This window comes from Microbulbifer mixtoriginis (SeqCode) (assembly GCF_052467235.1).
In genome coordinates this window covers 492939-515092 of record NZ_CP174305.1, presented here as the reverse complement: position 1 = coordinate 515092, position 22154 = coordinate 492939, and the positions used below count along the sequence as shown (strand labels likewise).

The window sequence follows — 22154 nt, the reverse complement described above, 5'->3', positions numbered from 1 at the left end:
GGAAACCTCCTTTGGCAGTTGGCGGAGTGAGAGATTCAATGTCAGACATGGATGTTTGTAGTGAAGTTAGAGATGCCGGGGATCTTGGTGCCCGACTGAAGCTGGTGCGAAAAATTTATGGGATTTCCCAGCGACAACTTGCGCGGCAAGCGGGCGTTACCAATGCCACTGTGTCTTTTATAGAGCAGGGTCGGGTCAGCCCATCTGTGGGATCGCTTGAGAAGATATTGAATAGTGTGCCCATGTCTCTGGCTGAGTTTTTCTCCCTGGAACTTGTCGAGCCAGAACAAATTTTTTTTCGCGCCAATGAAATGCCCGATATTGGTAATGGTCGGGTTTTCTGTCATTTGCTCGGCGGCTCCCGCCAGGTTCGCGCCATGACAATCCTCCGTAAAGTGTTTCCCGCTGGGCAGGATACCGGTTCAGGCCAATTGCTACTCAATGGGGAGGTGGGGGGGATTGTTATTGCTGGAGAGCTGGAGGTTACAGCAGGATCAGAGTTTGCCCTGCTAGAGGAGGGGGATGGTTATTACTTAAATGCACGGCGCCCACATCGCTTCCGCAACCCCGGAAGTATTGACTGTGTGGTTTTCAGTGCCGTGGCTGCCACTCCCTCATCGAATATTCCCTGCGCTTCCCGTCCAAACGAGTCTTTCTATAAAGGGTGATTTACGCCACCGTGCTGAAAAGGTGGATTGATCCGCGATAGACTGGCTCCGCCTGTGTGACCAGCCTGTGAGATATGGCTGGTTGTTTTCTGTACTTTGGCGCTCTTGGTGCCAGTTCTTTTGTAAGAAATAGTATTCAAACAATCGTTTGAATCTGGCTATACTACGGCTGACCATATTGGGCCAAAGTGTCACCGCACACTGCGGGGCGGCCCTTGGTTGCAAAAAAATTCCGACCCCGGGTCCAGGATTGCGGCCCAGAATAAAAGAGGTCAATCAATGTTATTTAGTGGCAAAGCGCTCACGGTTCAGATGCTGGATAACGGCATCGCCGAGCTTAAATTCGACCTGCAAGGCGAATCCGTCAACAAGTTCAACCGCCAAACGGTTTCCGAATTCTCTCAGGCTCTGGATGCAATTGAAGCAGCAGATGGCATCAAAGGTGTGCTGCTGACCAGTGGCAAGAGCGTCTTTATTGTCGGTGCTGATATCACTGAGTTTGGCGGTGCTTTTTCTGCAGGCGCAGAGGGCGTTGCTGATCTGATGAATCAGAACAACGAAAATATCAACCGTCTGGAAGATCTGCCGGTACCGACTGCGGTGGCAATTAATGGCTACGCGCTCGGTGGTGGTTTTGAAGTGTGTCTTGGCTGTGACTTCCGCCTGATGGGCGAAGAGGCCAAAGTTGGCCTTCCGGAAGTTAAACTGGGCTTGATCCCGGGCTGGGGCGGCACCGTTCGCCTGCCGCGTGTAGTGGGTGTTGATGTCGCTGCTGAGTGGATTGCAGCAGGTAAAGAGCAGAAGCCGGCTGCCGCTCTGGAGGCTCACGCTGTTGATGCGGTGATCCCCACTGGCAAACTCAAAGATGCAGCGGTCAAGCTGCTTGAGCGCGCTATCAATGGCGAGCTGGACTACAAAGCCATTCGCGAACTCAAGAAATCTCCGATCCCCTTGAATGATACCGAAGCGCTGATGGCCTTCTTTACCACCAAGGCATTTGTGGGTCAGCAGGCGGGCAAAAACTACCCTTCTCCTGTAGCTGCGGTTGAGTCAATCGAGCAGGGCTACAAGCTGACTCGCGATGAAGCGCTGAAAATCGAGCAAGAGAAGTTTATTTTCTGCGCGCAGACTGGCACTGCGAAATCTTTGGTAGGGCTGTTCCTGGCTGACCAGGCAATCAGCAAGGTTGCCAAAGGTTGGGAGAAGAAAGCCGATAAGCCGATTGAGCGTGCGGCAGTATTGGGTGCTGGCATTATGGGTGGCGGTATCGCTTACCAGTCTGCCTACAAGGGCACTCCGATCAAGATGAAGGATATCGACCAGAAGGGTATCGACCTTGGTCTGAATGAGGCGAACAAGCTGCTGTCCAAGCTGGTTGATCGCAAGCGCCTGACCCCCGTTAAAATGGGTGAAGTGCTCAACCGTATCGAGCCTACCTTGAGCTACGACGGCTTCAACGATATCGATGTTGTTGTGGAAGCCGTGGTTGAAAATCCCAAGGTGAAGCACGCAGTATTGAAAGAAGTGGAAACCAAAGTAAGCGAAGACACTGTAATCGCTTCTAACACCTCCACTATTTCTATTAACCAGCTGGCTGAGCCGCTCTCCCGCCCGGAAAACTTCCTCGGCATGCACTTTTTCAACCCAGTGCACAAAATGCCGCTGGTTGAGGTGATTCGCGGAGAGAAAACTTCCGACACAGCTGTAGCTCGCGTTGTTGCCTACGCAAACAAGATGGGCAAGAAAGCTATTGTTGTACGCGACTGTCCGGGATTCCTGGTTAACCGCGTTCTCTTCCCTTACTTTGCCGGTTTCTCCATGCTGGTGCGCGATGGCGCTGACTTCCAGGCCGTTGACAAGGTGATGGAGCGCTGGGGTTGGCCGATGGGGCCCGCTTACCTGATGGATGTTGTCGGAATCGATACCGGTGTTCACGCGGAAAGCGTAATGGCTGAAGGCTTCCCCGATCGCATGGGTAAAACCTTTACCGCTGCTTCCGACGTTATGTATGAAGCGGGTCGTTACGGCCAGAAGAACAACAAAGGCTTCTACAACTACGAGCAGGACAAAAAAGGTCGCCCGAAGAAAGTGGCTACCGAAGAGTCCTACGCGCTGCTTAAGCCGCACGTGGCTGAGCGTCGCGAGTTTGAAAAAGACGAAATTATCGAGCGCATGATGGTGCCTATGGCCACCGAGCTGGCTCGCTGCTTGGAAGAGGGTATCGTTGATTCCCCGGCTGAAGCCGATATGGCGCTGATCTACGGCATTGGCTTCCCTCCATTCCGCGGTGGAATCTTCGCGTGGCTGGACAGTATTGGTCTGGATGAGTTCGTGAAGATTGCCGATAAGTACGCCGATCTGGGTGAGCTGTACAAGCCGACCGATCGCATGCGTGAAATGGCCGCAAGTGGCAAAACCTACTACGGCGACAAGTAAGGAGAATAGCGATGAGTTTAAATCCTAGAGATGCCGTAATCGTCGACTACGCGCGTACGGCCATGGGTCGCTCGAAGAATGGTGTATATCGCCATGTTCGCGCCGATGATATGTCCGCTGAACTGCTGAAAAAGTTCATGCAGCGCAATGACAAGCTCGATCCTGCCGAGATCGATGACCTGATCTGGGGCTGTGTTATGCAGCGCGATGAGCAGGGCTTTAACGTCGCTCGCTTTATCCTGCTGCGCGCAGGTCTGCCACACACTATCCCGGCGCAAACCGTCAACCGCCTGTGCGGCTCCTCTATGTCCTCCCTGCATACTGCAGCTGCCAACATCCAGGCTGGCGTTGGCGATGTGTACGTTGTGGGTGGTGTTGAGCACATGGGTCATCTGAACATGATGGAGCATGTTAGCCCCAACCCAATGCTGGGTCGCTATATGGCTAAAGCTGCCGGCTCCATGGGTATGACGGCTGAATACCTGGCGATGATGCACGGTATCCAGCGTCAGCAGATGGATGAGTTCGGCGCACGCTCTCACCATCGTGCCGCTGAGGCTACCAAGGCTGGCAAATTCAATCGCGAAATTATCGCTATTGAAGGCCATGACGATGACGGCGTACCTTTCCTGGTTGAGACGGACCAAACCATCCGTCCTGACACCACCGTGGAAGGTCTGGCTCAACTGAAGCCGGCATTCGACCCGAAGCACGGCCAGGTAACAGCTGGCACCTCCTCTCAGATCACCGACGGTGCTTCTGTGATGCTGGTAATGTCCGCTGAGCGTGCTCAGGCTTTGGGTATGACCCCTATTGCTCGCGTGAAGGAAATGGCGCTGGCCGGTGTTGATCCGTCCATTATGGGTTATGGCCCGGTGCCTTCCACCAAGAAGGCGCTCAAGAGAGCGGGTCTAACTGTCGGCGATATCGACAAGTTTGAGCTGAATGAGGCATTTGCAGCGCAGGCGCTGCCGGTGCTGAAGGACCTGGATCTGCTCGAGCAGATGGATGAGAAGGTCAACCTGTACGGTGGCGCTATCGCTCTTGGCCACCCCTTCGGTTGCTCAGGCGTTCGCATTACCGGTACCTTGTTGAGTGTTATGCAAAACGAGGGTGGAAACCTTGGTGTATCCACCATGTGTATCGGCTTGGGGCAGGGAATCACCACGATTGTTGAGCGAGTTTAATCTCCCTCACCCCACAAAAGGCGCCTTTCTGGCGCCTTTTTTATTTTTTTTCAGTAAAGTGTTGATGCCTTTAAAATGCTGTGGCACAATCTGCACCCCTTGTCGCGATGAGGTCTTAAAAAAGATCGAAACCCTATATATATCAATGGGTTAGCGGTAAGAGAGTTTCGGGGACGTGGTGAAATTGGTAGACACGCCAGATTTAGGTTCTGGTGCCGAAAGGTGTGGGAGTTCGAGTCTCCCCGTCCCCACCAAATCAAAAACCTTGAAGTCCGTGTGACTTACCCTGGAGGGGTGGGTGCGGGCTTCTTGTGTATTTGGCGGAAGCTCAAAATATTGTTTTGATGTTTCCCCATGAGGTTGCTGACTAAGTCTCGGTGACCCGGTATTCGTTGGCGCTGCGGCGCGATTAAAGAGATAGTCTCACGAGGATAAACATGCAGGTTTCCATCGAAACTACTTCCGGTCTGGAGCGTCGCTTAACGGTCAACTTGCCGGCGGAAGTCGTCGATAAAGAAGTGGACAAGCGCCTTCAGCAGGCGGCTAAGACTGTTCGTATAAACGGTTTCCGCAAAGGCAAGGTGCCGATGAAAGTTGTGCGTCAGCGCTTTGGTGCCGGCGTTCGCCAGGAAGTGCTCGGCGAGGTTATGAGCCGTTCCTTCTACGATGCGGTTCAGCAGGAAGAAGTTAAGCCTGCCGGTCAGCCAAGCATTGAGGCAAAGCAAACTGCAGCTGGCGAGAATCTGGAATACGTCGCCACTTTTGAAGTTTATCCAGAAGTAGAATTGGCCGATTTGGCTGAGGTTAGCGTTGAGCGTCCAGTTGCAGAAGTAACTGATGCGGATGTTAACAATATGGTTGATGTGCTGCGCAAACAGCAGTCTTCCTGGAAGGATACCAAGCGCAAGGCACAAAAAGGTGATCGTGTTGTGATCAACTTCTTGGGCCGTAAAGATGGCGAAGAGTTTGAAGGCGGTAAGGCCGAAGGTCACCAGTTGGTACTGGGCTCCGGCCAGATGATCCCCGGTTTTGAGGAAGGTATCCTCGGCATGAAGCCCGGTGAAGAGAAAGATCTGGACCTGACCTTCCCTGAAGACTACCAAGCTGAAGAGCTACGTGGTGCTGCGGTAACCTTCAATATTAAAGTTACCTCTTCTGAAAAGCCTGAGCTGCCCGAGCTGAATGAAGAATTCTTCGCTGCATATGGTGTTCAGGAGGGTGGAGAAGAGAAGTTCCGCGAAGAAGTTCGCGGTAACATGGAGCGTGAGCTGAAAAACGCAGCGCTGAACAAGGTTAAAACTCAGGTGATGGACCAGTTGTTTGAACAGCACCCGGTCGAATTGCCTTCTGCACTGGTCGCAGGTGAGGTTAGCACTCTGCGTGGACAAATGGTTCAGCAGTTTGGTGGCCAGATCAAAGCTGAAGATGCTGAGCGTATGTTGCCGGACACTATGTTCGAAGAACAGGCCAAGCGTCGTGTAGTTCTAGGTCTTGTTGTTGGTGAGATCGTTAAGAAAAACGAACTGTCTGTAGATGCTGACCTGGTGAAAGCTAAGGTTGAGGAGCTGGCTTCTACCTACCAGCAACCGGAAGAAGTGGTTGAATACTACTACAATAACCGCGAGCTACTCTCTGGAGTTGAATCGGTAGTTCTGGAAGATCAGGTTGTAGATTTTGTACTGAAGTCTGCAAAAGTCGAAGAAGTTAAAAGTACTTATGACGACGTGATCAAGCCGCAGAAGCAGGGTTAATTATCCCTTTATCTCCGAATGCATTGGCGCCCGCTTCAGTCGGGCGTCGTTGCATCTCCTTCCTTTTTACCGGCTGGCTTTATCCTGCCTGACCGGTTAAGCTCTGAAAACCTAATTTTCAGCACGGGCGCCTAGCGCTTGCATGCTGGCCTGCCGAACACGCCACAAAAGGAAGCAATGGTACCTATGGCACGAATCGATTATCCCCAAGCCTCAATTGACCCCTTAGCAACTGGTTTGGTGCCCATGGTGGTAGAACAAACTGCCAGGGGTGAGCGTTCCTTTGATATCTACTCACGTCTATTGAAGGAAAGGGTTATTTTCTTGGTTGGCCCTGTGGAAGACCACATGGCTAATCTGGTAGTTGCCCAGTTACTGTTTCTCGAAGCAGAAAATCCTGATAAAGACATTCATCTGTATATCAACTCCCCCGGTGGATCTGTAACTGCAGGTATGTCCATTTATGACACCATGCAGTTTATCAAGCCGGATGTGAGCACCATGTGTATTGGTCAGGCTTGCAGCATGGGAGCCTTCCTGTTGACGGCGGGAGCGCCAGGTAAGCGGTTTGCCACCCCTAACTCCCGGGTGATGATCCATCAGCCCAGTGGTGGCGCTCAAGGACAGGCTAGCGATATTCATATTCATGCTCAGGAAATCCTCAAAATTCGTCATCGCTTAAATGAGTTGATGGCCCACCATTCTGGCCGTCCGGTCAGTGATATTGAGAGAGATACTGAGCGTGACCACTTCCTGAGTGCCGATGAGGCGAAGGAGTATGGTCTAGTGGATGATGTACTTTCCCGCCGTCAGGCTCTTGAAAAGTAACACTATCAACAAAAATATTTTGCTAAAGGCGTGAAGAGAGAACCTGAGTTCTTTCAAAGTCATTTCTCAGGCAGAGGGGGCTTGAAAAAAACGCCAAGAGACAGCATCTTGCTGTAATAGCTGAATTAAAGGCCCTGGTAGGCCAGTGACCACGGAGTATTTTGATGACCGACAAAAGCAGCGGAGAAGATAGCGGCAAATTGCTGTACTGCTCCTTCTGTGGCAAAAGCCAGCAGGAGGTGCGGAAGCTGATTGCTGGGCCGTCAGTCTTTATCTGCGATGAGTGTGTCGAGCTCTGCACCGATATCATTCGCGAAGAGGTCCAGGAGACTGCGGAGGGCCCGGAGGGGCGCCTACCCACGCCGCGTGAAATCACCGAGATTTTGGATCAGTACGTGATTGGCCAGGAGAGGGCCAAGCGTGTCCTGGCGGTTGCGGTTTACAACCACTATAAGCGCCTGCGTAGTAAAACTGGCGTTAAAGGCAAAGATGATGTTGAGCTGAGCAAGTCCAACATTCTTCTGGTGGGTCCAACTGGTAGCGGTAAAACCCTGTTGGCTGAAACCCTTGCGCGGCTGCTGAACGTGCCGTTTACCATCGCCGATGCCACCACTCTTACTGAGGCTGGCTATGTCGGTGAGGATGTAGAAAATATCATCCAAAAGCTGCTGCAAAAGTGTGATTACGATGTTGAGAAGGCCCAGCAGGGAATTGTCTATATCGATGAAATTGACAAAATTTCACGTAAATCCGATAACCCATCCATCACCCGGGACGTCTCTGGTGAGGGTGTGCAGCAGGCACTGCTAAAACTGATTGAAGGTACTGTGGCTTCCGTTCCCCCTCAGGGCGGTCGTAAGCACCCGCAGCAGGAATTCCTGCAAGTGGATACCTCTAACATCCTGTTCATCTGTGGCGGTGCCTTTGCGGGCCTAGACAAGGTGATTCGCGATCGCTCAGAGAAGGGGGGGATTGGGTTTAGCGCTGAAGTGAAGTCTAAGGATGGAACCAGTAACTTTGGTGAAATTCTGCGTGACCTCGAACCAGAAGACCTGGTTCGCTATGGTCTTATACCAGAGTTTGTTGGGCGCCTGCCGGTTACCGCGACCCTGGAGGAGCTCGATCGCGAGGCTTTGGTGCAAATTCTCACTGAGCCGCGCAATGCTCTGACCAAGCAGTATGCAAAACTCTTCGAAATGGAAGATGTAGAGCTGGACTTCCGTCCAGACGCCTTGGATGCTGTGGCTACTAAGGCTATGGAGCGCAAAACTGGTGCCCGGGGACTTCGCTCTATCATGGAGTCGGTGTTACTGGAAACTATGTATGATATTCCATCTTCTGATGATGTCGCTAAGGTCGTTATCGATGAGGCGGTGATAAAGGGGGAGTCGGCACCGCTGTTGGTTTACGAAAGTGAAAGCCAGCCGCAAAAGGCGGCGCCAGAGGAATAACTCCCCATATTAAAAAGCCCCACTTGTGGGGCTTTTTTTATAGCCAATTGTTATTCAAATCTATCTTTTCTACCTGTTTGACATGCTTAACTACCAGCGGCCAGCCAGTATTCAGTTGAATTCGGCACAAATTGGTCGCGAGATTAGACTTGTATTCCGGGCTCTCCCCCCCCATCTCTAGCAACTGACGGGCGGTGGCCCAAATTAAGCTGTCAATTTCAACAGCAGCATGATGCCGCGCCAAATACCCAGTGATAGGGCCGAGAGGAGTTCTATGGATCAGTCATCCGACACCAAGCTTGAATATCCGTTATTGCCATTGCGCGATGTTGTTGTTTACCCCCACATGGTGATTCCGCTGTTCGTCGGCAGGGAAAAATCCATTGAGGCTCTGGAAGAGGCCATGCGCAGGGATAAGCAAGTGCTACTCGTAGCCCAGAGGAGAGCATCGGAAGATGACCCTGGCGCCGAGGACATCTATCGCGTTGGTACTATTGCCAGTGTTCTGCAGCTTCTCAAGCTTCCAGATGGCACTGTGAAAGTGCTTGTGGAAGGGGGGGAGAGGGTCAATATCCTCGATGTTGCCGAGCACGATAATCACTTTGAGGCTACTGTCGAGCCTATAGAAACTACTGAGCTGTCCGAGGGAGAGGCTGAAGCCTTGGTGCGCTCGGTTATGTCTCAGTTCGAGCAGTATGTCTCCATCAGTAAGAAGGTCCCCAATGAGGTTATTACCTCGCTGTCTGGCATTGATGAGCCGGGGCGCTTGGCGGATACCATCTCCGCGCACATGTCCCTCGAGCTGGCTCAGAAACAAGAGCTGCTGGAAACCTCCAATGTCAAAGAGCGGCTGGAGCATTTGCTCGGTTTGATGGATTCCGAGATCGACCTGATACAGGTGGAGAAGCGTATTCGCGGCCGTGTTAAGAAGCAGATGGAAAAGAGCCAGCGTGAGTACTACCTCAATGAGCAGATGAAGGCGATTCAAAAAGAATTGGGCGAAATTACCGAAGAGCCCAATGAAATTGAGGAGCTGGAAAACAAGATTGCAGATTCAGGAATGTCTGCAGAGGCGGAAAAGAAAACCCGTGCCGAACTGGCCAAGCTGAAAATGATGTCGCCCATGTCGGCAGAAGCATCGGTATTGCGTAGCTACATTGATTGGATGTTGAGCCTTCCTTGGAAAAAAGCTAGCCGCGTACGGCATGACTTGAAGAAAGCCGAAGAGATTCTCGAGAAGGAGCACTATGGCCTAGAAGAGGTGAAAGAGCGTATCCTCGAATATCTTGCTGTGCAAAAACGTGTCAAGAAAGTGAAGGGGCCGATCCTTTGTCTGGTTGGGCCTCCCGGGGTTGGTAAGACCTCACTCGGGCAGTCTATCGCTCGTGCGACTAACCGCCAGTATGTGCGTATGGCCCTTGGTGGCGTTCGTGATGAAGCAGAAATCCGCGGACATAGACGCACTTACATAGGTTCTCTACCAGGTAAGCTGGTACAGAAAATATCCAAAGTCGGCGTTAAGAATCCGCTTTTCCTGCTCGATGAGGTCGACAAAATGGGTATGGATCAGCGTGGTGACCCCGCGTCGGCCCTGCTCGAAGTACTTGATCCAGAGCAAAACAAGACATTTAACGACCATTACCTGGAAGTGGATTACGACCTTTCCGATGTGATGTTTGTGTGCACCTCAAACTCCATGAACATCCCCGGTCCCTTGCTGGATCGCATGGAGGTTATTCGTATCCCCGGTTATACCGAGGATGAGAAGCTCAACATTGCCCAGCGCTACCTGGTACCCAAGCAGCGTAAAGCCAATGGGTTGAAAGAGGATGAGCTGGAGCTTTCTGACCAGTCAATCCGGGATATCGTTCGTTACTACACTCGTGAAGCGGGTGTGCGGGGGCTCGACCGGGAAATTGCCAAAGTTTGCCGCAAGATTGTAACGGAGCATGTCCGTAATCCTTCGGACAAAAAAGCGATAGTGCAGCCTGAGGAACTGGAAGAGTTGTTGGGTGTGCGCAAGTTTGACTTTGGACGCGCCGAGGAAGAGAACAAGATCGGGATTGTTACCGGCCTAGCCTGGACAGAGGTGGGCGGTGAGCTTCTCAATATTGAGGCCTCTGCTGTTCCGGGTAAAGGGCGCATGATCAAGACCGGTTCTCTCGGCGATGTGATGCAGGAGTCTATTCAAGCTGCCTTGACAGTGGTGCGCTCGCGCTCCCAGGCGCTCGGTATTGGCCCTGATTTCCATGAAACAAGGGATATCCATATTCATGTTCCGGAAGGTGCAACGCCAAAAGATGGGCCCTCTGCGGGTATCGCCATGTGCACGGCGCTGGTTTCCGTACTGACCAATATTCCAGTTCGTTCGGATGTGGCAATGACCGGAGAAATCACCCTGAGGGGAGAAGTTTTACGAATTGGAGGTCTGAAGGAAAAGTTATTGGCAGCGCATCGGGGCGGTATAAAAACTGTGCTGATTCCTGCGGATAACGAGCGAGACTTGAAGGATATTCCCGACAATATTCTTCAGGATCTGGTGGTAAAACCGGTTAAATGGATTGATCAGGTTCTTGAGTTGGCGCTTGAGCACAAACCCGAGTCTCTTACTGATGAGGAATATTCTGCTTTGCAAAAGCAGGCTGAAGAGCGCTCACAGAGATCCGTTCAAACCCATTAATCGCATTCGGGGTGACAACTGTCACCCCGTAACAATTTACAAGACCAAAATCTAACCACAAAATTGATTTTTGTTGCCTGAGGTTTGTCTTACCGGCCGGAAACCCGCATGGTTCCTTGACCCGCTACCGGGCAGTTGGTATAAAACGGGCCTTATTTGGCCGGCGCTAAAATTGCCGGTGGTTAGAAAGTTACGAGTAGGGATGCCTTGCCTGAGGGCATGCCCTAAACATATTTAAAAGAACAGAGGGATTAAGCGTGAATAAGTCCGAACTGATTGAAGCTATTGCTGAGTCTGCAGATATTCCTAAAGCTGCAGCTGGCCGTGCTTTGGACGCAATGGTTGACAGCATTACTGATGCGCTTAAAAAAGGCGATCAGGTTGCCTTGGTGGGCTTTGGTACTTTTGCAGTAAAAGAGCGTGCAGCCCGCACTGGCCGCAACCCACGCACTGGCGACCCGATTGAAATTGCAGCGGCAAAAATTCCTAACTTCAAGGCCGGTAAAGCCCTGAAAGACGCCGTAAACTAAGTTTCGGTGAACTTCGAAACCTTGTAAAAGTCGAAGTGCAAAGAGGCGTGTCAATTTCGATACGCCTTTTTTGTATCTGCTAACAGTTGAACAATTAGAGTGAAAATTCGGAGCTGAGCATGCTTCAGTCCATGCGCGATAACCTGAAGGGAACGGCAGCCATTATTGTTGCGGCATTCTTTGGGTTCATTATGGTCATTGGGGGAATCGATTTTTTTACCGGTGCCAGTGGTGGTGCCACCGACGCGGTCGCCGAGGTCAATGGTGAAAAAATCACTAATATGGATTTGCAGCGGGCCATACAAAACCGCCGCAGTATGATCATGAGCCAATACGGAGAGGATGTTCCGGCGGACTTGATCAGTGATGAGCAGCTGCGTGAACCGGTTTTACGCCAATTGATTTCCACTTCAGTCATGCGCCAGGCTGCTCAGGAGAGTGGTATGGTGATGAGTACCGCTGCGGTTAATAAGGCGATTACCGATATTCCGGCCTTCCAGGTCAACGGTACCTTTAACACCCAGCTATATCGTGATGCCTTACGCCGTATGGGGTATAGCACAGCTAGTTTCCCGCAAATTGTTGAGGGCGATCTGTCTTTGCAACAATATGCGGATAGCGTTACTGCCAGTGCCTTTACCACCAAGGAAGACGCTGAGCAGATAGTTGCAGCCTCTATGGAAGAGCGCGACTTTTCCTACGTTGTGTTGCCTGTGCAGGAGTTATTGGCCTCTACAGACGTTAGTGATGCTGAAGTTGAGCAGTATTACCAAGCCAACCAGAGTCAATACCAGCGGCCTGAGCAGGTAGCGGTTGAGTATATTGAGCTGACTCCGGAGGTTTTTGCCTCCAACATTGATATCTCTGAAGAGGATGTTCGCGCTCAATATGACCTGGAGCTTGCTAATTTTGGTTCTGATCTTCGCCGTCGTGCAGCGCATATTCTTTTGGAAGATGCAGATCAGGAAAAATTGAATGAAATTCAGGTGAAACTCGACGCCGGTGAAGATTTTGCTGAACTGGCCAAAAGTTACTCGGAGGATATTGGTTCCCGTGATGAAGGGGGAGACCTCGGCTTCACTACTGGCGATGTATTCCCGCAAGCTTTTGAAGAGGCCCTTGCTTCTCTGGAAGTTGGTCAGGTTTCTGCTCCAGTTACCACTGATAGTGGCACTCATTTTATTAAGCTCTTAGAAGTGGAAGAGAGTGAGCCGCCGGTCTTTGAAGAGCGTAAGAGCGCTATTGAAAATCAGTTGCGTACTGCGGCAGCGGAAAGAGAGTTTCTGGATGCTCTGAGTCGCTTGGCAGATCTGGCCTACAATGCTGAAAGCTTGGCAGGCCCGGCTGAGGAATTAGGGGTATCCTTACAAACTAGCGGTCTTTTCTCTCGCTCAAATGGTAGTGGGGTACTGGCTAATGGCCAGGTAGTAGAGGCTGCTTTTTCTCCAGAGGTGATGGAGGACGGCAATACCTCTGATGTGCTGAATCTCAATAATGAGCATTCTGTCGTTTTGCGAGTGACTGACTCCAAGCCTGCAGGTATTTACCCGCTGGAAGAGGTGCGCCAGCAGATTGTTGACGTTCTGAAGCGTGACAAGGCGAGCGCTCAGCTTGCCCAAAAGGCGGAAAACTTGAAAGAAAGTTTGGCAGCTGGCGGTGATTTTGCTGAGCTGGCCCAGGAGCAGGGCTTGACACTGGAGGCTAGTGATAAGACTCGTCGAGGTGGTTTCGGTGAGCGCGCTGAGATCAATAGCAAAGCTTTCTCTATGCCTGTGCCTACGGCAGGTTCTGATGAGTTGGCTGTTTTTGCAGTGAGCAACGGCAACCAGATTGTTTTGGCATTGCGTGATGTGCGTCCAGGCGACCTCTCCCAGCAGAGTAAGGAGCAGCGCCGAGCTTTGATGCAGCAGTTAGCATCAGTGAATGGTGGTGCAGAATTGGCTGCAATTCGCCGTTACCTGTCTGATCAGGCCAAAGTGGAGCTTAGTTCTACAGGCGAATAGCAGGTAAGCCTGTATAGGCCGGTCAATTTGGCCAATAAAAAACCCGGCTTTTGCCGGGTTTTTTATTGGGGTTAATACCGCTTGGAAAAAAGATTAGCTGTTATGTGCACTATCGACGAAGAGAGTTAAACGCTGGCCGGGTTGTAGATATTTTGACTTGGGAATTTTGTTCCATCGCAAAATATCGTCGATTTTGATACTGAACTTATTGGCAATTCGGTAGAGGGAGTCTCCGCTTCTTACCTTGTATGAGAGTTTGCGAGTGGTACGGTTGCTGCTACCTGAATCCCCATTGTAGGCAACCAGTGTCCGGCCTGGGCGAAGGGTGTCCCCTGGCGCCATGCTATTCCAATGAGCGAGCTTCTTGACGCTCACTTTCAGTTTGCGCGAGATCGCCCAAAGGCTGTCACCGGGTTGTACTGTGTAGCTCGACCTCTGCCCTTGGCCAGTAGCTTGGCGCTGTTTCACTCTCTGGTCTACGGTATACGCATACTGGCCCTCTGGACCAGAGGCGCTAGGGATAAGTAGGGTTTTACCCGCGCGAATATTGTTGTTTCGCAGCTTGTTGGCTTCACGAATGGCTGAGATGGTTGTCTGATAGCGCCGCGCGATGGTAGAAAGTGTATCTCCCCGGGCGATAGTATAGCGTTCCCAGGTCACGCGTTGCTCTACGGGCAGTTCTTCCAAGGCCGACTCAAAGCGCTCTAGGCTTTCTACTGGAATAAGCAGGTGGTGATTGCCATTGGGGTCAGTGGCCCATCGGTTAAACCCGGGGTTGAGTAGATAAAGCTCATCCAGCTCGATTTGAGCAAGCTCTGCGGCTTGGGAAAGATCTATCTGGCTGCCAACGTTGACGCGGGCATAGTAGGGTTCGTTAGCGACTTCGTGTAGAGGTACCTTGTAATGCTCTGGGCGGGATACTACCTCAGCAAGTGCTAGGAGCTGTGGTACATAGCGTTTTGTTTCGCGCGGTAGCTTGATTTCCCAGAAAGAAGTTCCTTGTCCTCTGCGGCGGTTGCGCTCTATTGCGCGACGCACAGTTCCTTCCCCAGCATTGTAAGCTGCTAGAGTAAGCTCCCAGTCGCCATCAAAACGCTCGAATAAGTATTTGAAGTATTTTACGGCTGCGCGAGTCGATTCATGTACATCTCGGCGTCCGTCATACCACCAATTTTGCTGGAGGCCGAAAGAGCGACCGGTTGCGGGGATAAATTGCCACATTCCGGAGGCTTGTGCATGAGAGTAAGCAAAGGGATCGTAGGCGCTCTCCACTATAGGCAATAAGGCGAGCTCAAGAGGCATATTTGCCTGCTCTAACTCCTCTGCAACATGAAAGATATAGCGGCGAGACCTCTCTGTAACCCGCGACATATAGCCTTCATTACGAGAGAAATAAGCAATGTAATCCCGCACCTTCGGATCTTCGGTGCGGTGATTGAGGCGAAATCCCCGGCGCAGGCGCTCCCAGATATCTGTAGGGGGCGGGGTTGCTTCCGTGGAAATAGGGGAAGATATCTCAAGGTTATTTGCAGGGCTGGTTTCTTGCGTCTGCTGACTTTCGCTATCGGGAGATGAGCCAGTCTCAGGTATTTGCGAGCAAGCTCCAACCGTAGCGGCCAGCAATGCTGCGGCAAAATTCTTATGAACCATGTTTGATATCCGCGAGTAATTCTTTTAATTCCCACTCAGCTCGCGCGAAGGCGCTTATTTTTTGCTAACACTGAGCATTGGATCATAGCCTTCTGATTCTAATTAGTGGGAATAGTTTCGGTCAATGTAGATGGATAAAAAACAGACAGTATTTGAGGGCGCTAAGCTGCTGGTCGTGACTTATGGGGTTATGGCCACCTCTATTAGAAATGGTCTTTCCAGTCGCGAAGGCTGGAAAATATTTCAACTTCACTGAGCTCTTCGGAAGTTTCCCGCCCCAGATGATGGGCACCACTTTGAGCAACCTCTGGAAATTGGCAGCGCAAGAAAGGGTTTGTTGCCAGTTCCTCGGAAATGCTGGTAGGCAGGGTCGGCTCGCCGGATTGCCGCAAGGTTTGGGTGTGGGCTAGTCGTTCACTAACCGCAGTATTTCCAGGCTCTACAGTATGGGCAAACCGAAGGTTGCCGAGCGTGTATTCATGGGCACAGTAAACAAGGGTATGTTTTGGTAGTTTGGTTAGCATTTGTAGGGAATTGAGCATCTGCTCTGGGGTTCCCTCAAATATGCGGCCACAGCCGGCGGCAAAAAGTGTATCGCCACAAAATAGATGAGGCTGCTGACTGCCGCTGGCAGATTCCTCTTTCAGAATTATCGCTAAGTGGTCCAGGGTGTGGCCGGGAATACCCCAGACTTCAGCTGGTAGTCCTAGCAGTAAAAATGTATCCCCGTCGGCAATTGGATTGGTTACTCCTTTGATGGATTCGGGGCCGAACACTGGGCATTCATAATGCTTGTGCAGTGTTTTGATGCCGCCTGTATGATCATAATGATGATGAGTAATTAAAATGCCACTTAGGGGGGCTTCCCCTAAGGTCTTGATTACCGGCTCGGCTTCACCGGGATCGACGACCCAGTGCTCACCATCCTTCTCAAGATGCCAGATATAGTTGTCATTCAATGCGGGAATGGGGGTTACGGAGAGCATATTTGTTCTGCCTGCCAACTCAATGCCGGAACGATATCATGGATATTAACCGAAAGGTGTAGAGGAGGGTGCTTACCTAGCAGCAAGCTTTCTATAGTGTCTCGTAAATGAATGATCGACATGATGTTAAACTGCATAGCATTTAGAGCTAACCACCATAAAGGATGGCTACGGGAGTGCAGGATAATCAATTTGATTTCTGCCTGGTTCTTAAGGAGAGTGAATGACTGATAAGTCCAGTTCTCGTGAGTCGATAGAGTCATCGCTATTGCGCAAAGCCAGTCCGGCCCTTTCTCACTGGTTTTCAAGCAGTCTAGGGCAGGAGATTCTTTCTCAGCAATTGGCGCTGACCCAGCCTTTGGTTGAAGGATTCTTTGGTTATCATCTATTGCAGGCGGGGGTTACTGATGCCGTAGATTTTGCCGCTTCTAGCCGTATTAATCATTGCTTTCGCTTGGCGGTTTGCCCGGAGCAGCAAGGGGCGGCTATTGTAGAGATGGAACACCTGCCACTCCCCTCTGAGTCAATTGATGTGGTCCTTTTACATCATTTGCTGGACTTTTCCACTCATCCCCATCAAATTTTGCGTGAAGCGGCGCGAGTACTGATACCTGGCGGTCACATGCTGCTAATGGGATTCAATCCCTTTTCTTTGTTGGGTCTATCACGCCTGTTATTTTCACGTGGAGCCTATCAAAAAGGCAATCAATTGAGGGCAGCCAGGATTGCTGACTGGATGAACCTACTGGATCTCCAGGCTGAACAGATGCATCGAGGCTTCTTCCGCCTGCCTTTACAGCAACGTGAGCTACTCGCTAAGTCGGCCTGGATGGAGAGGCTCGCTAACCGCCTGCGCTTGCCTTGGGGTGGCTTTTACATCATAGTCGCGCGCAAAGAAGTGGCGCGGGTGCGGACAATCAAGATAGATTGGCGCACTGAGCGGAAGCCTGCCCTGGTAGCAACACCTACAAGTCCCCGTGTCGCTGCACGGGGAAAACATCAGAAGCGATAGCTCTGGGGTAGTCTCCAGAAGCTGATTTACTCCTATTTCTGGCACTGATTTTGAAACAAATTACTATCTACACAGATGGCGCCTGTCGTGGCAACCCGGGTCCAGGTGGCTGGGGAGCTCTACTGGTTTATGGCGAGCATGAAAAAGAGTTATGTGGAGGGGAGTCCCATACCACCAATAACCGTATGGAGCTGATGGCTGCGATCAAGGCATTGGAAGCCCTGAAGCAACCCTGTGAAGTTGAATTACATACCGATTCCCAATATCTAAGGCAGGGGATCACTGGTTGGATCAATAACTGGAAAAAGAATGGTTGGAAGACGGCGAGTAAAAAGCCAGTAAAAAATGCCGATCTCTGGCGTCAGTTGGATGAGGGTGTTGCCAGGCACCAGGTCGAGTGGCACTGGGTGAAGGGCCATGCTGGCCACCCTGGAAATGAGCGGGCTGACCAGTTAGCCAATCGTGGTATAGATGAGCTGTAATTCTGACGGGGAGTGAGTTATGCGCCAGGTTGTACTGGACACCGAAACTACCGGCCTAGACCCCAAGAATGGCCACCGAATTATTGAAATAGGCTGTGTGGAGCTTGAAAACCGTAAGCTTACAGGGCGTCATTATCATCAATATATAAACCCTCAGCGGCAGGTTGATGATGGGGCGATTGAAGTTCACGGTATCACCAACGAGTTCCTTGCGGATAAGCCCGTTTTTGCGCAGATCGCCGACGAATTTATGGCTTTCTGCGAGGGCGCTGAGCTCGTTATTCACAACGCCCCGTTTGATGTTGGCTTTATTAATGCCGAGCTAAAGTTGTTGGGCAGTCCACGCTGGCAGCATGTGAATGCTCATTGCAGTGTGTTGGATACTCTGGCCCTTGCGCGAGAAAAGCACCCTGGTCAAAAGAACAACCTGGATGCGTTGTGTAAACGTTATTTCGTCGATAATTCACAGCGAGATCTGCATGGCGCTCTGCTAGATGCGGAGATACTTGCTGACGTCTACCTGATGATGACTGGAGGCCAAACCGATTTGGGGTTGGCTCAGGGGGGCGATGGGCAAAGCTCTGAGGAGAGTGAGCAGGCAAAGGGGGAGAGTGTATCATCGGTAATTCGCAGGCTTCCGCAGAATCGGCCCTCTCTCAGGGTAATCCAGGCTTCGGGACATGAGCAGGAAGCGCACCTGTCTATGCTTGAACTGTTGCAGAAATCTGCTGGGAAGCACTTCTGGTAAACAATAAAAAAGCCCGCTAAGCGGGCTTTTTTATTGTTGGTTACTCTTCTTATCATTGGGCCATAGCTTTGGGGCTTCCGGCTAATACTGGGTATTTGCCGGCGAATTATTCTCTAGAGAGTGTAAACCACACAAAACAGGGCCACAGCACTGAGTACTAATGTATAGGGTAGGGCCATAATCACCATGCGGCCGTAGGATAGGCGGATGAGGGGCGCAAGGGCCGACGTCAGAAGAAATAGGAATGCCGCCTGGCCATTAGGTGTGGCAACACTCGGTAAGTTGGTGCCGGTATTGATGGCAATTGCTAGTTTGTCGAAGTGCTCCCGAGTTATATCGCCAGCAACGAGAGCCGATTTAACTTCATTGATATATACGGTGGCGACAAACACGTTATCACTGATCATGGATAGAATACCGTTGGCAACAAACAGTAAAGCCGGTTGTTGTTCAGGCTTTTGCGATAGTACGAAGTGAGTCACGGGTTCAAATAGATGTTGTTGATGAATGACTGCAACAATCGCGAAGAACACAACTAAAAGTGCAGTAAAAGGCAGCGCTTCTTCAAAGGCATGGCCGATACGAGCTTCTTGAACCACCCCATTAAAGGCCGTTAGCAATACAATAATCATCAGGCCAATCATGCCAACTTCTGCAACGTGGAAGGCCAGGGCGAATACTAGAACTAGTGCAACAATACCCTGTATCCAGAGCTCAGCAACCTGGGCGCTGGTACGTTTGCTTTCTTCTTCCTTGGAGAAGTTTACTAAAACTTCCCTAACCGCTAGGGGAAGCTGTACACCGTAACCGAATACCTTGGTTTTTTCCAAGACTACGCAAGTTATTAGTCCGGCAAACAGGGTGGGGATGGTCACTGGAGCCATTTGTAGGAAAAACTGCACAAATTCCCATCCGGCTTTCTCGGCAATGAGGAGATTTTGCGGCTCGCCCACTAAGGTACACACTCCGCCGAGTGCGGTACCGACAGCGCCGTGCATGATCAGGCTGCGCAAGTAGGCCCGGAACTGATCTAAATCCTCACGGTGATACTCGACCACATGCTCATCGTTGGAGTGATCGTGACTGTGGTGGTGATGGGGTTGTTGTGATGCAACCCGGTGGTATACCGAATAAAAGCCAACAGCAACGGCAATCAAAACAGCTGTTACGGTAAGTGCATCCAAAAAGGCGGAAAGCACAGCTGCCACTGCACAGAATAATAGTGACAATAGGCTTTTAGAATTTACATGAATAAGGATCTTGGTAAAGACAAATAGTAACAGGCTCTTCATAAAGTAGATGCCTGCCACCATAAACATTAGCAACAAGATAACTTCTATATTCTCTACTACCTCGTGGTAAACCGCATCAGTACTGGTCATGCCCATCAACACGGCTTCGATTGCAAGCAGTCCGCCTGGTTGCAATGGGTAGCATTTTAAAGCCATGGCCAGGGTAAAAATAAATTCCCCGATTAGCACCCAGCCGGTGATGAAGGGGCCGCTGACATAGAGTAGGAGAGGGTTTAAAAGTAGGAAGGCGGCGATGGTTAATTTGTACCAGTCCGGAGCCTCACCGAGAAAATTATCTGCAAAAGCCCGGCCAAAACCGCTTCCAGACGCGGTAATTGCATTGTTGTAGGTGTTCATCATTTACTTCCATGGTTTACCCAGTTAAGGGCCAAATTGGAGTGTTGGAATTGATTGGCGAATAGCAGTGATGTGCCTACTCCCCTGTCTCTTCCCCTTGCGGCAAAGCTGTTAATTTTTGTACTGGTTGTTTTTTGTGCGCAAGAACAAAATGCGTACAGACGCAAATATCAAAATAGCAAACGCTACTGGGTTTTCCGGAAAATTCAAGTAATTTAGGGCTGTCTGCCTTATTGCCGGGGGTTTTGTCGAATATTCGGTGGAATTTGTCTGCGGAAAGGTGGACTCTTTTCGCTATTGGTATAAATTGCCGTTTATTAGGCCTACTCCACAGGAGTTGGTTGTTTTTTGTTCGGTTACAGGAAGAATGTAGTGGTGCAGGCAAAAAGTGAATTGCGCAAGATCAACATCACTTCTGTCAATGTAGTCAAGGACGAGCTGGTTGTTGCAATAGACAATGCCGCCGCTCACCTGGATAAATTTGCAGCAGATACCACCCAGAAACAGTCTTTGGAGCAGTGTGTCGCTGTTCTTAGGCAAGTGAGTGGAGTGCTGCAAATGGTGCAACTCCATGCGGGTGAATTGCTAGCGCAGGAAAAGATCGCCGCTTTGACCGAGGTGCTGGAGGGGCGCCAACAGCCCACAGAAGAGCTGATGGAAGCCTTGGGTACGGGTTTTTATGTGCTGGGTCGTTATCTTGACTTCGTGCAAAACCGAGCGATTGCGCGCCCAGAGCTGTTAATACCTTTTATTAACAATTTACGTGCGGCGCGTTCCGAGCCTCCTGTGCCAGAGAGTCACTTTTTTAGCTGTAATCTAAGTGCTTCGATACCTGGCCTGGGGGCTTCGGCGGTAATGTCCGAAGACCTTCGCAGTTTTGTGCGCAGATTTCGTCATATGTACCAAGTTGGTTTATTGGCGCTGTTGCGTGGAAAGCCTAGGGGGCCCGCTTTCACGATGATGGCGCGAGCGCTAGAGCGTATTGCCAGTATTACCACAGGCCGCCCCAATGGGCGCCTGTGGCTGGTGGCTGGAGCGGCACTTGGCGGCATGGCTGCGGCTGAAATGCGGATCAGCCGTTCGCGGGTGATGGTTTTCAGTATGTTTGACCGCTGGCTGCGTGCATTACAGAAAGAGTGTGATACGGCCCTGGATCAACCGGCTCCGCCAATTCTTTTAAAAGAATGTATCTATTGGCTGGCTCTTTCACGCCCTGATAAAAGCGGAGAGAAACTGCTTGAAGCTTTTTCTGCGGAGGAACTCGAATACACTGAGGATGAACTGGAAAGAGAGCGCGCAAGCCTCGGCGGCCCTGGTGCAACGGCTATTGCTGCAGTTGCGGGTGCCCTTGATGAAGAATTGTCTAGTGTGCGGAGAATGCTCGATGATATCGAGATGATCGGTGGATCGGGTATTGATGAAGATGATGGCCTGACTACTACTCTGCAAAAGGTTGCCGGCACCTTACAAATGCTTAATTTCAGGCGGATTGGGGAGAGCCTGCGTAATGCCATAGCTGAATACCAGAGCGCAGCAGGTGCTGGTGGCTCCGTTGCGGATGCAGCGTTGCAAAAGCTCACAGGCCAAGTGCTAATGGTAGATAGTACTGTGCGGGCGCTCAAGCAAAGCACCAGTATTGATCTTGATGAGTACGGTCATGCGGATATTGCATTTGAGTGCAGCCAGTTGGCCGAGGCCGAGGTGGCAGTACTTAAAGAGGCGGAAGCGGGCCTTGCCCTCATCAAGCGAGCGCTGGCGGCCTATGCAGACTCTGGTTTTGATCACGGGCATATCCGCAATGTCTCCACCACTTTAAATTCCGTTCGAGGGGGGCTGATTGTGCTCAACCTCCGCCGTGCCGCAGCTGTGGTTGAAGGTTTGCTGAACTTTGTTGAAAGCTCGGTGGATAGGCATGATGCGGCTCCTGAGGTGGAGCAGCTGCTGGATATTTTTGCCGATGCGATTATTAGCCTGGAATACTACCTAGGCGAAGTAAAGCTACATCGACAGGCAGATGTTCAATCTCTGAATCTCGCAGTGGAGAGCTTGGCAGCGCTAGGTTGTCCTGTTGAAACGGCCTAACTTGAGAAAGG

General features: G+C 51.0%; 16 protein-coding genes and 1 tRNA gene. 14 read left to right on the top strand and 3 right to left on the bottom strand.

The features are described 5' to 3' along the window. Positions 1-38: 38 nt before the first annotated feature. The 10 genes from ACJJIO_RS02160 to ACJJIO_RS02115 all read left to right on the top strand — a co-directional run bounded on the left by ACJJIO_RS02160 (position 39) and on the right by ACJJIO_RS02115 (position 13534). Positions 39-668 carry a helix-turn-helix domain-containing protein gene (locus ACJJIO_RS02160; RefSeq protein WP_444910008.1) on the top strand — a complete coding sequence of 210 codons (630 nt, stop codon included), beginning with the start codon at positions 39-41 and terminating at the stop codon, positions 666-668. 279 nt (positions 669-947) lie between these two features. Then, positions 948-3104 (top strand): fatty acid oxidation complex subunit alpha FadB, encoded by a 2157-nt coding sequence (gene fadB / locus ACJJIO_RS02155; RefSeq protein WP_444910007.1) that lies wholly within the window; start codon positions 948-950, stop codon positions 3102-3104. An 11-nt stretch (positions 3105-3115) separates the two neighbouring features. Next, positions 3116-4291 carry an acetyl-CoA C-acyltransferase FadA gene (gene fadA / locus ACJJIO_RS02150; protein ID WP_444890727.1) on the top strand — a complete coding sequence of 392 codons (1176 nt, stop codon included), beginning with the start codon at positions 3116-3118 and terminating at the stop codon, positions 4289-4291. Between the two features lie 169 nt (positions 4292-4460). Beyond that, positions 4461-4545: transfer RNA gene (locus tag ACJJIO_RS02145), tRNA-Leu, on the top strand. Between the two features lie 183 nt (positions 4546-4728). Then, positions 4729-6042, top strand: a complete 1314-nt coding sequence (gene tig / locus ACJJIO_RS02140) for a trigger factor (RefSeq protein ID WP_444885418.1) — start codon at positions 4729-4731, stop codon at positions 6040-6042. 186 nt (positions 6043-6228) lie between these two features. Then, entirely contained in the window at positions 6229-6870 is a 642-nt protein-coding gene (gene clpP, locus ACJJIO_RS02135) for an ATP-dependent Clp endopeptidase proteolytic subunit ClpP (RefSeq protein ID WP_252085379.1), read from the top strand. 164 nt (positions 6871-7034) lie between these two features. Then, positions 7035-8321: an ATP-dependent Clp protease ATP-binding subunit ClpX gene (gene clpX / locus ACJJIO_RS02130; protein ID WP_252085380.1), complete on the top strand. Its 1287-nt coding sequence runs from the start codon at positions 7035-7037 to the stop codon at positions 8319-8321. A 274-nt stretch (positions 8322-8595) separates the two neighbouring features. Further along, positions 8596-11001, top strand: a complete 2406-nt coding sequence (gene lon, locus ACJJIO_RS02125; protein ID WP_252085381.1) for an endopeptidase La — start codon at positions 8596-8598, stop codon at positions 10999-11001. Positions 11002-11258: 257 nt separating this feature from the next. Continuing rightward, entirely contained in the window at positions 11259-11531 is a 273-nt protein-coding gene (gene hbs / locus ACJJIO_RS02120) for a non-specific DNA-binding protein Hbs (RefSeq protein ID WP_067086576.1), read from the top strand. Between the two features lie 119 nt (positions 11532-11650). Beyond that, positions 11651-13534, top strand: coding sequence for a SurA N-terminal domain-containing protein (locus ACJJIO_RS02115; RefSeq protein WP_444910006.1), 1884 nt, complete (start codon positions 11651-11653; stop codon positions 13532-13534). 93 nt (positions 13535-13627) lie between these two features. Here ACJJIO_RS02115 and ACJJIO_RS02110 read toward each other — a convergent pair whose 3' ends face one another. Continuing rightward, complete coding sequence (locus ACJJIO_RS02110) at positions 13628-15184, bottom strand: LysM peptidoglycan-binding domain-containing protein (protein WP_444910005.1); 1557 nt, start codon at positions 15182-15184, stop codon at positions 13628-13630. A 203-nt stretch (positions 15185-15387) separates the two neighbouring features. Next, positions 15388-16170: a hydroxyacylglutathione hydrolase gene (gene gloB / locus ACJJIO_RS02105; protein ID WP_444910004.1), complete on the bottom strand. Its 783-nt coding sequence runs from the start codon at positions 16168-16170 to the stop codon at positions 15388-15390. A gap of 223 nt (positions 16171-16393) precedes the next feature. Between gloB and ACJJIO_RS02100 the strand changes: the two genes are divergently transcribed. Genes ACJJIO_RS02100 through dnaQ form a run of 3 tightly spaced genes read left to right on the top strand, consistent with a single transcriptional unit; the run spans position 16394 to position 18412 of the window. Next, a complete protein-coding gene (locus tag ACJJIO_RS02100; protein ID WP_444910003.1) occupies positions 16394-17182 on the top strand; it encodes a class I SAM-dependent methyltransferase in 789 nt (262 codons plus the stop codon). A 50-nt stretch (positions 17183-17232) separates the two neighbouring features. After that, positions 17233-17664 carry a ribonuclease HI gene (rnhA, locus tag ACJJIO_RS02095; protein WP_252085386.1) on the top strand — a complete coding sequence of 144 codons (432 nt, stop codon included), beginning with the start codon at positions 17233-17235 and terminating at the stop codon, positions 17662-17664. A gap of 19 nt (positions 17665-17683) precedes the next feature. Continuing rightward, positions 17684-18412: a DNA polymerase III subunit epsilon gene (dnaQ, locus tag ACJJIO_RS02090; RefSeq protein ID WP_252085387.1), complete on the top strand. Its 729-nt coding sequence runs from the start codon at positions 17684-17686 to the stop codon at positions 18410-18412. A 113-nt stretch (positions 18413-18525) separates the two neighbouring features. Here the strand turns inward: dnaQ and nhaB are convergent, their stop codons facing one another. Then, positions 18526-20061, bottom strand: a complete 1536-nt coding sequence (gene nhaB, locus ACJJIO_RS02085) for a sodium/proton antiporter NhaB (RefSeq protein ID WP_444888921.1) — start codon at positions 20059-20061, stop codon at positions 18526-18528. A gap of 372 nt (positions 20062-20433) precedes the next feature. On the opposite strand from nhaB, the gene ACJJIO_RS02080 reads away from it, so the two are divergent. Further along, complete coding sequence (locus tag ACJJIO_RS02080; protein ID WP_444910002.1) at positions 20434-22143, top strand: FimL-related protein; 1710 nt, start codon at positions 20434-20436, stop codon at positions 22141-22143. The last annotated feature ends 11 nt before the right edge of the window (positions 22144-22154 follow it).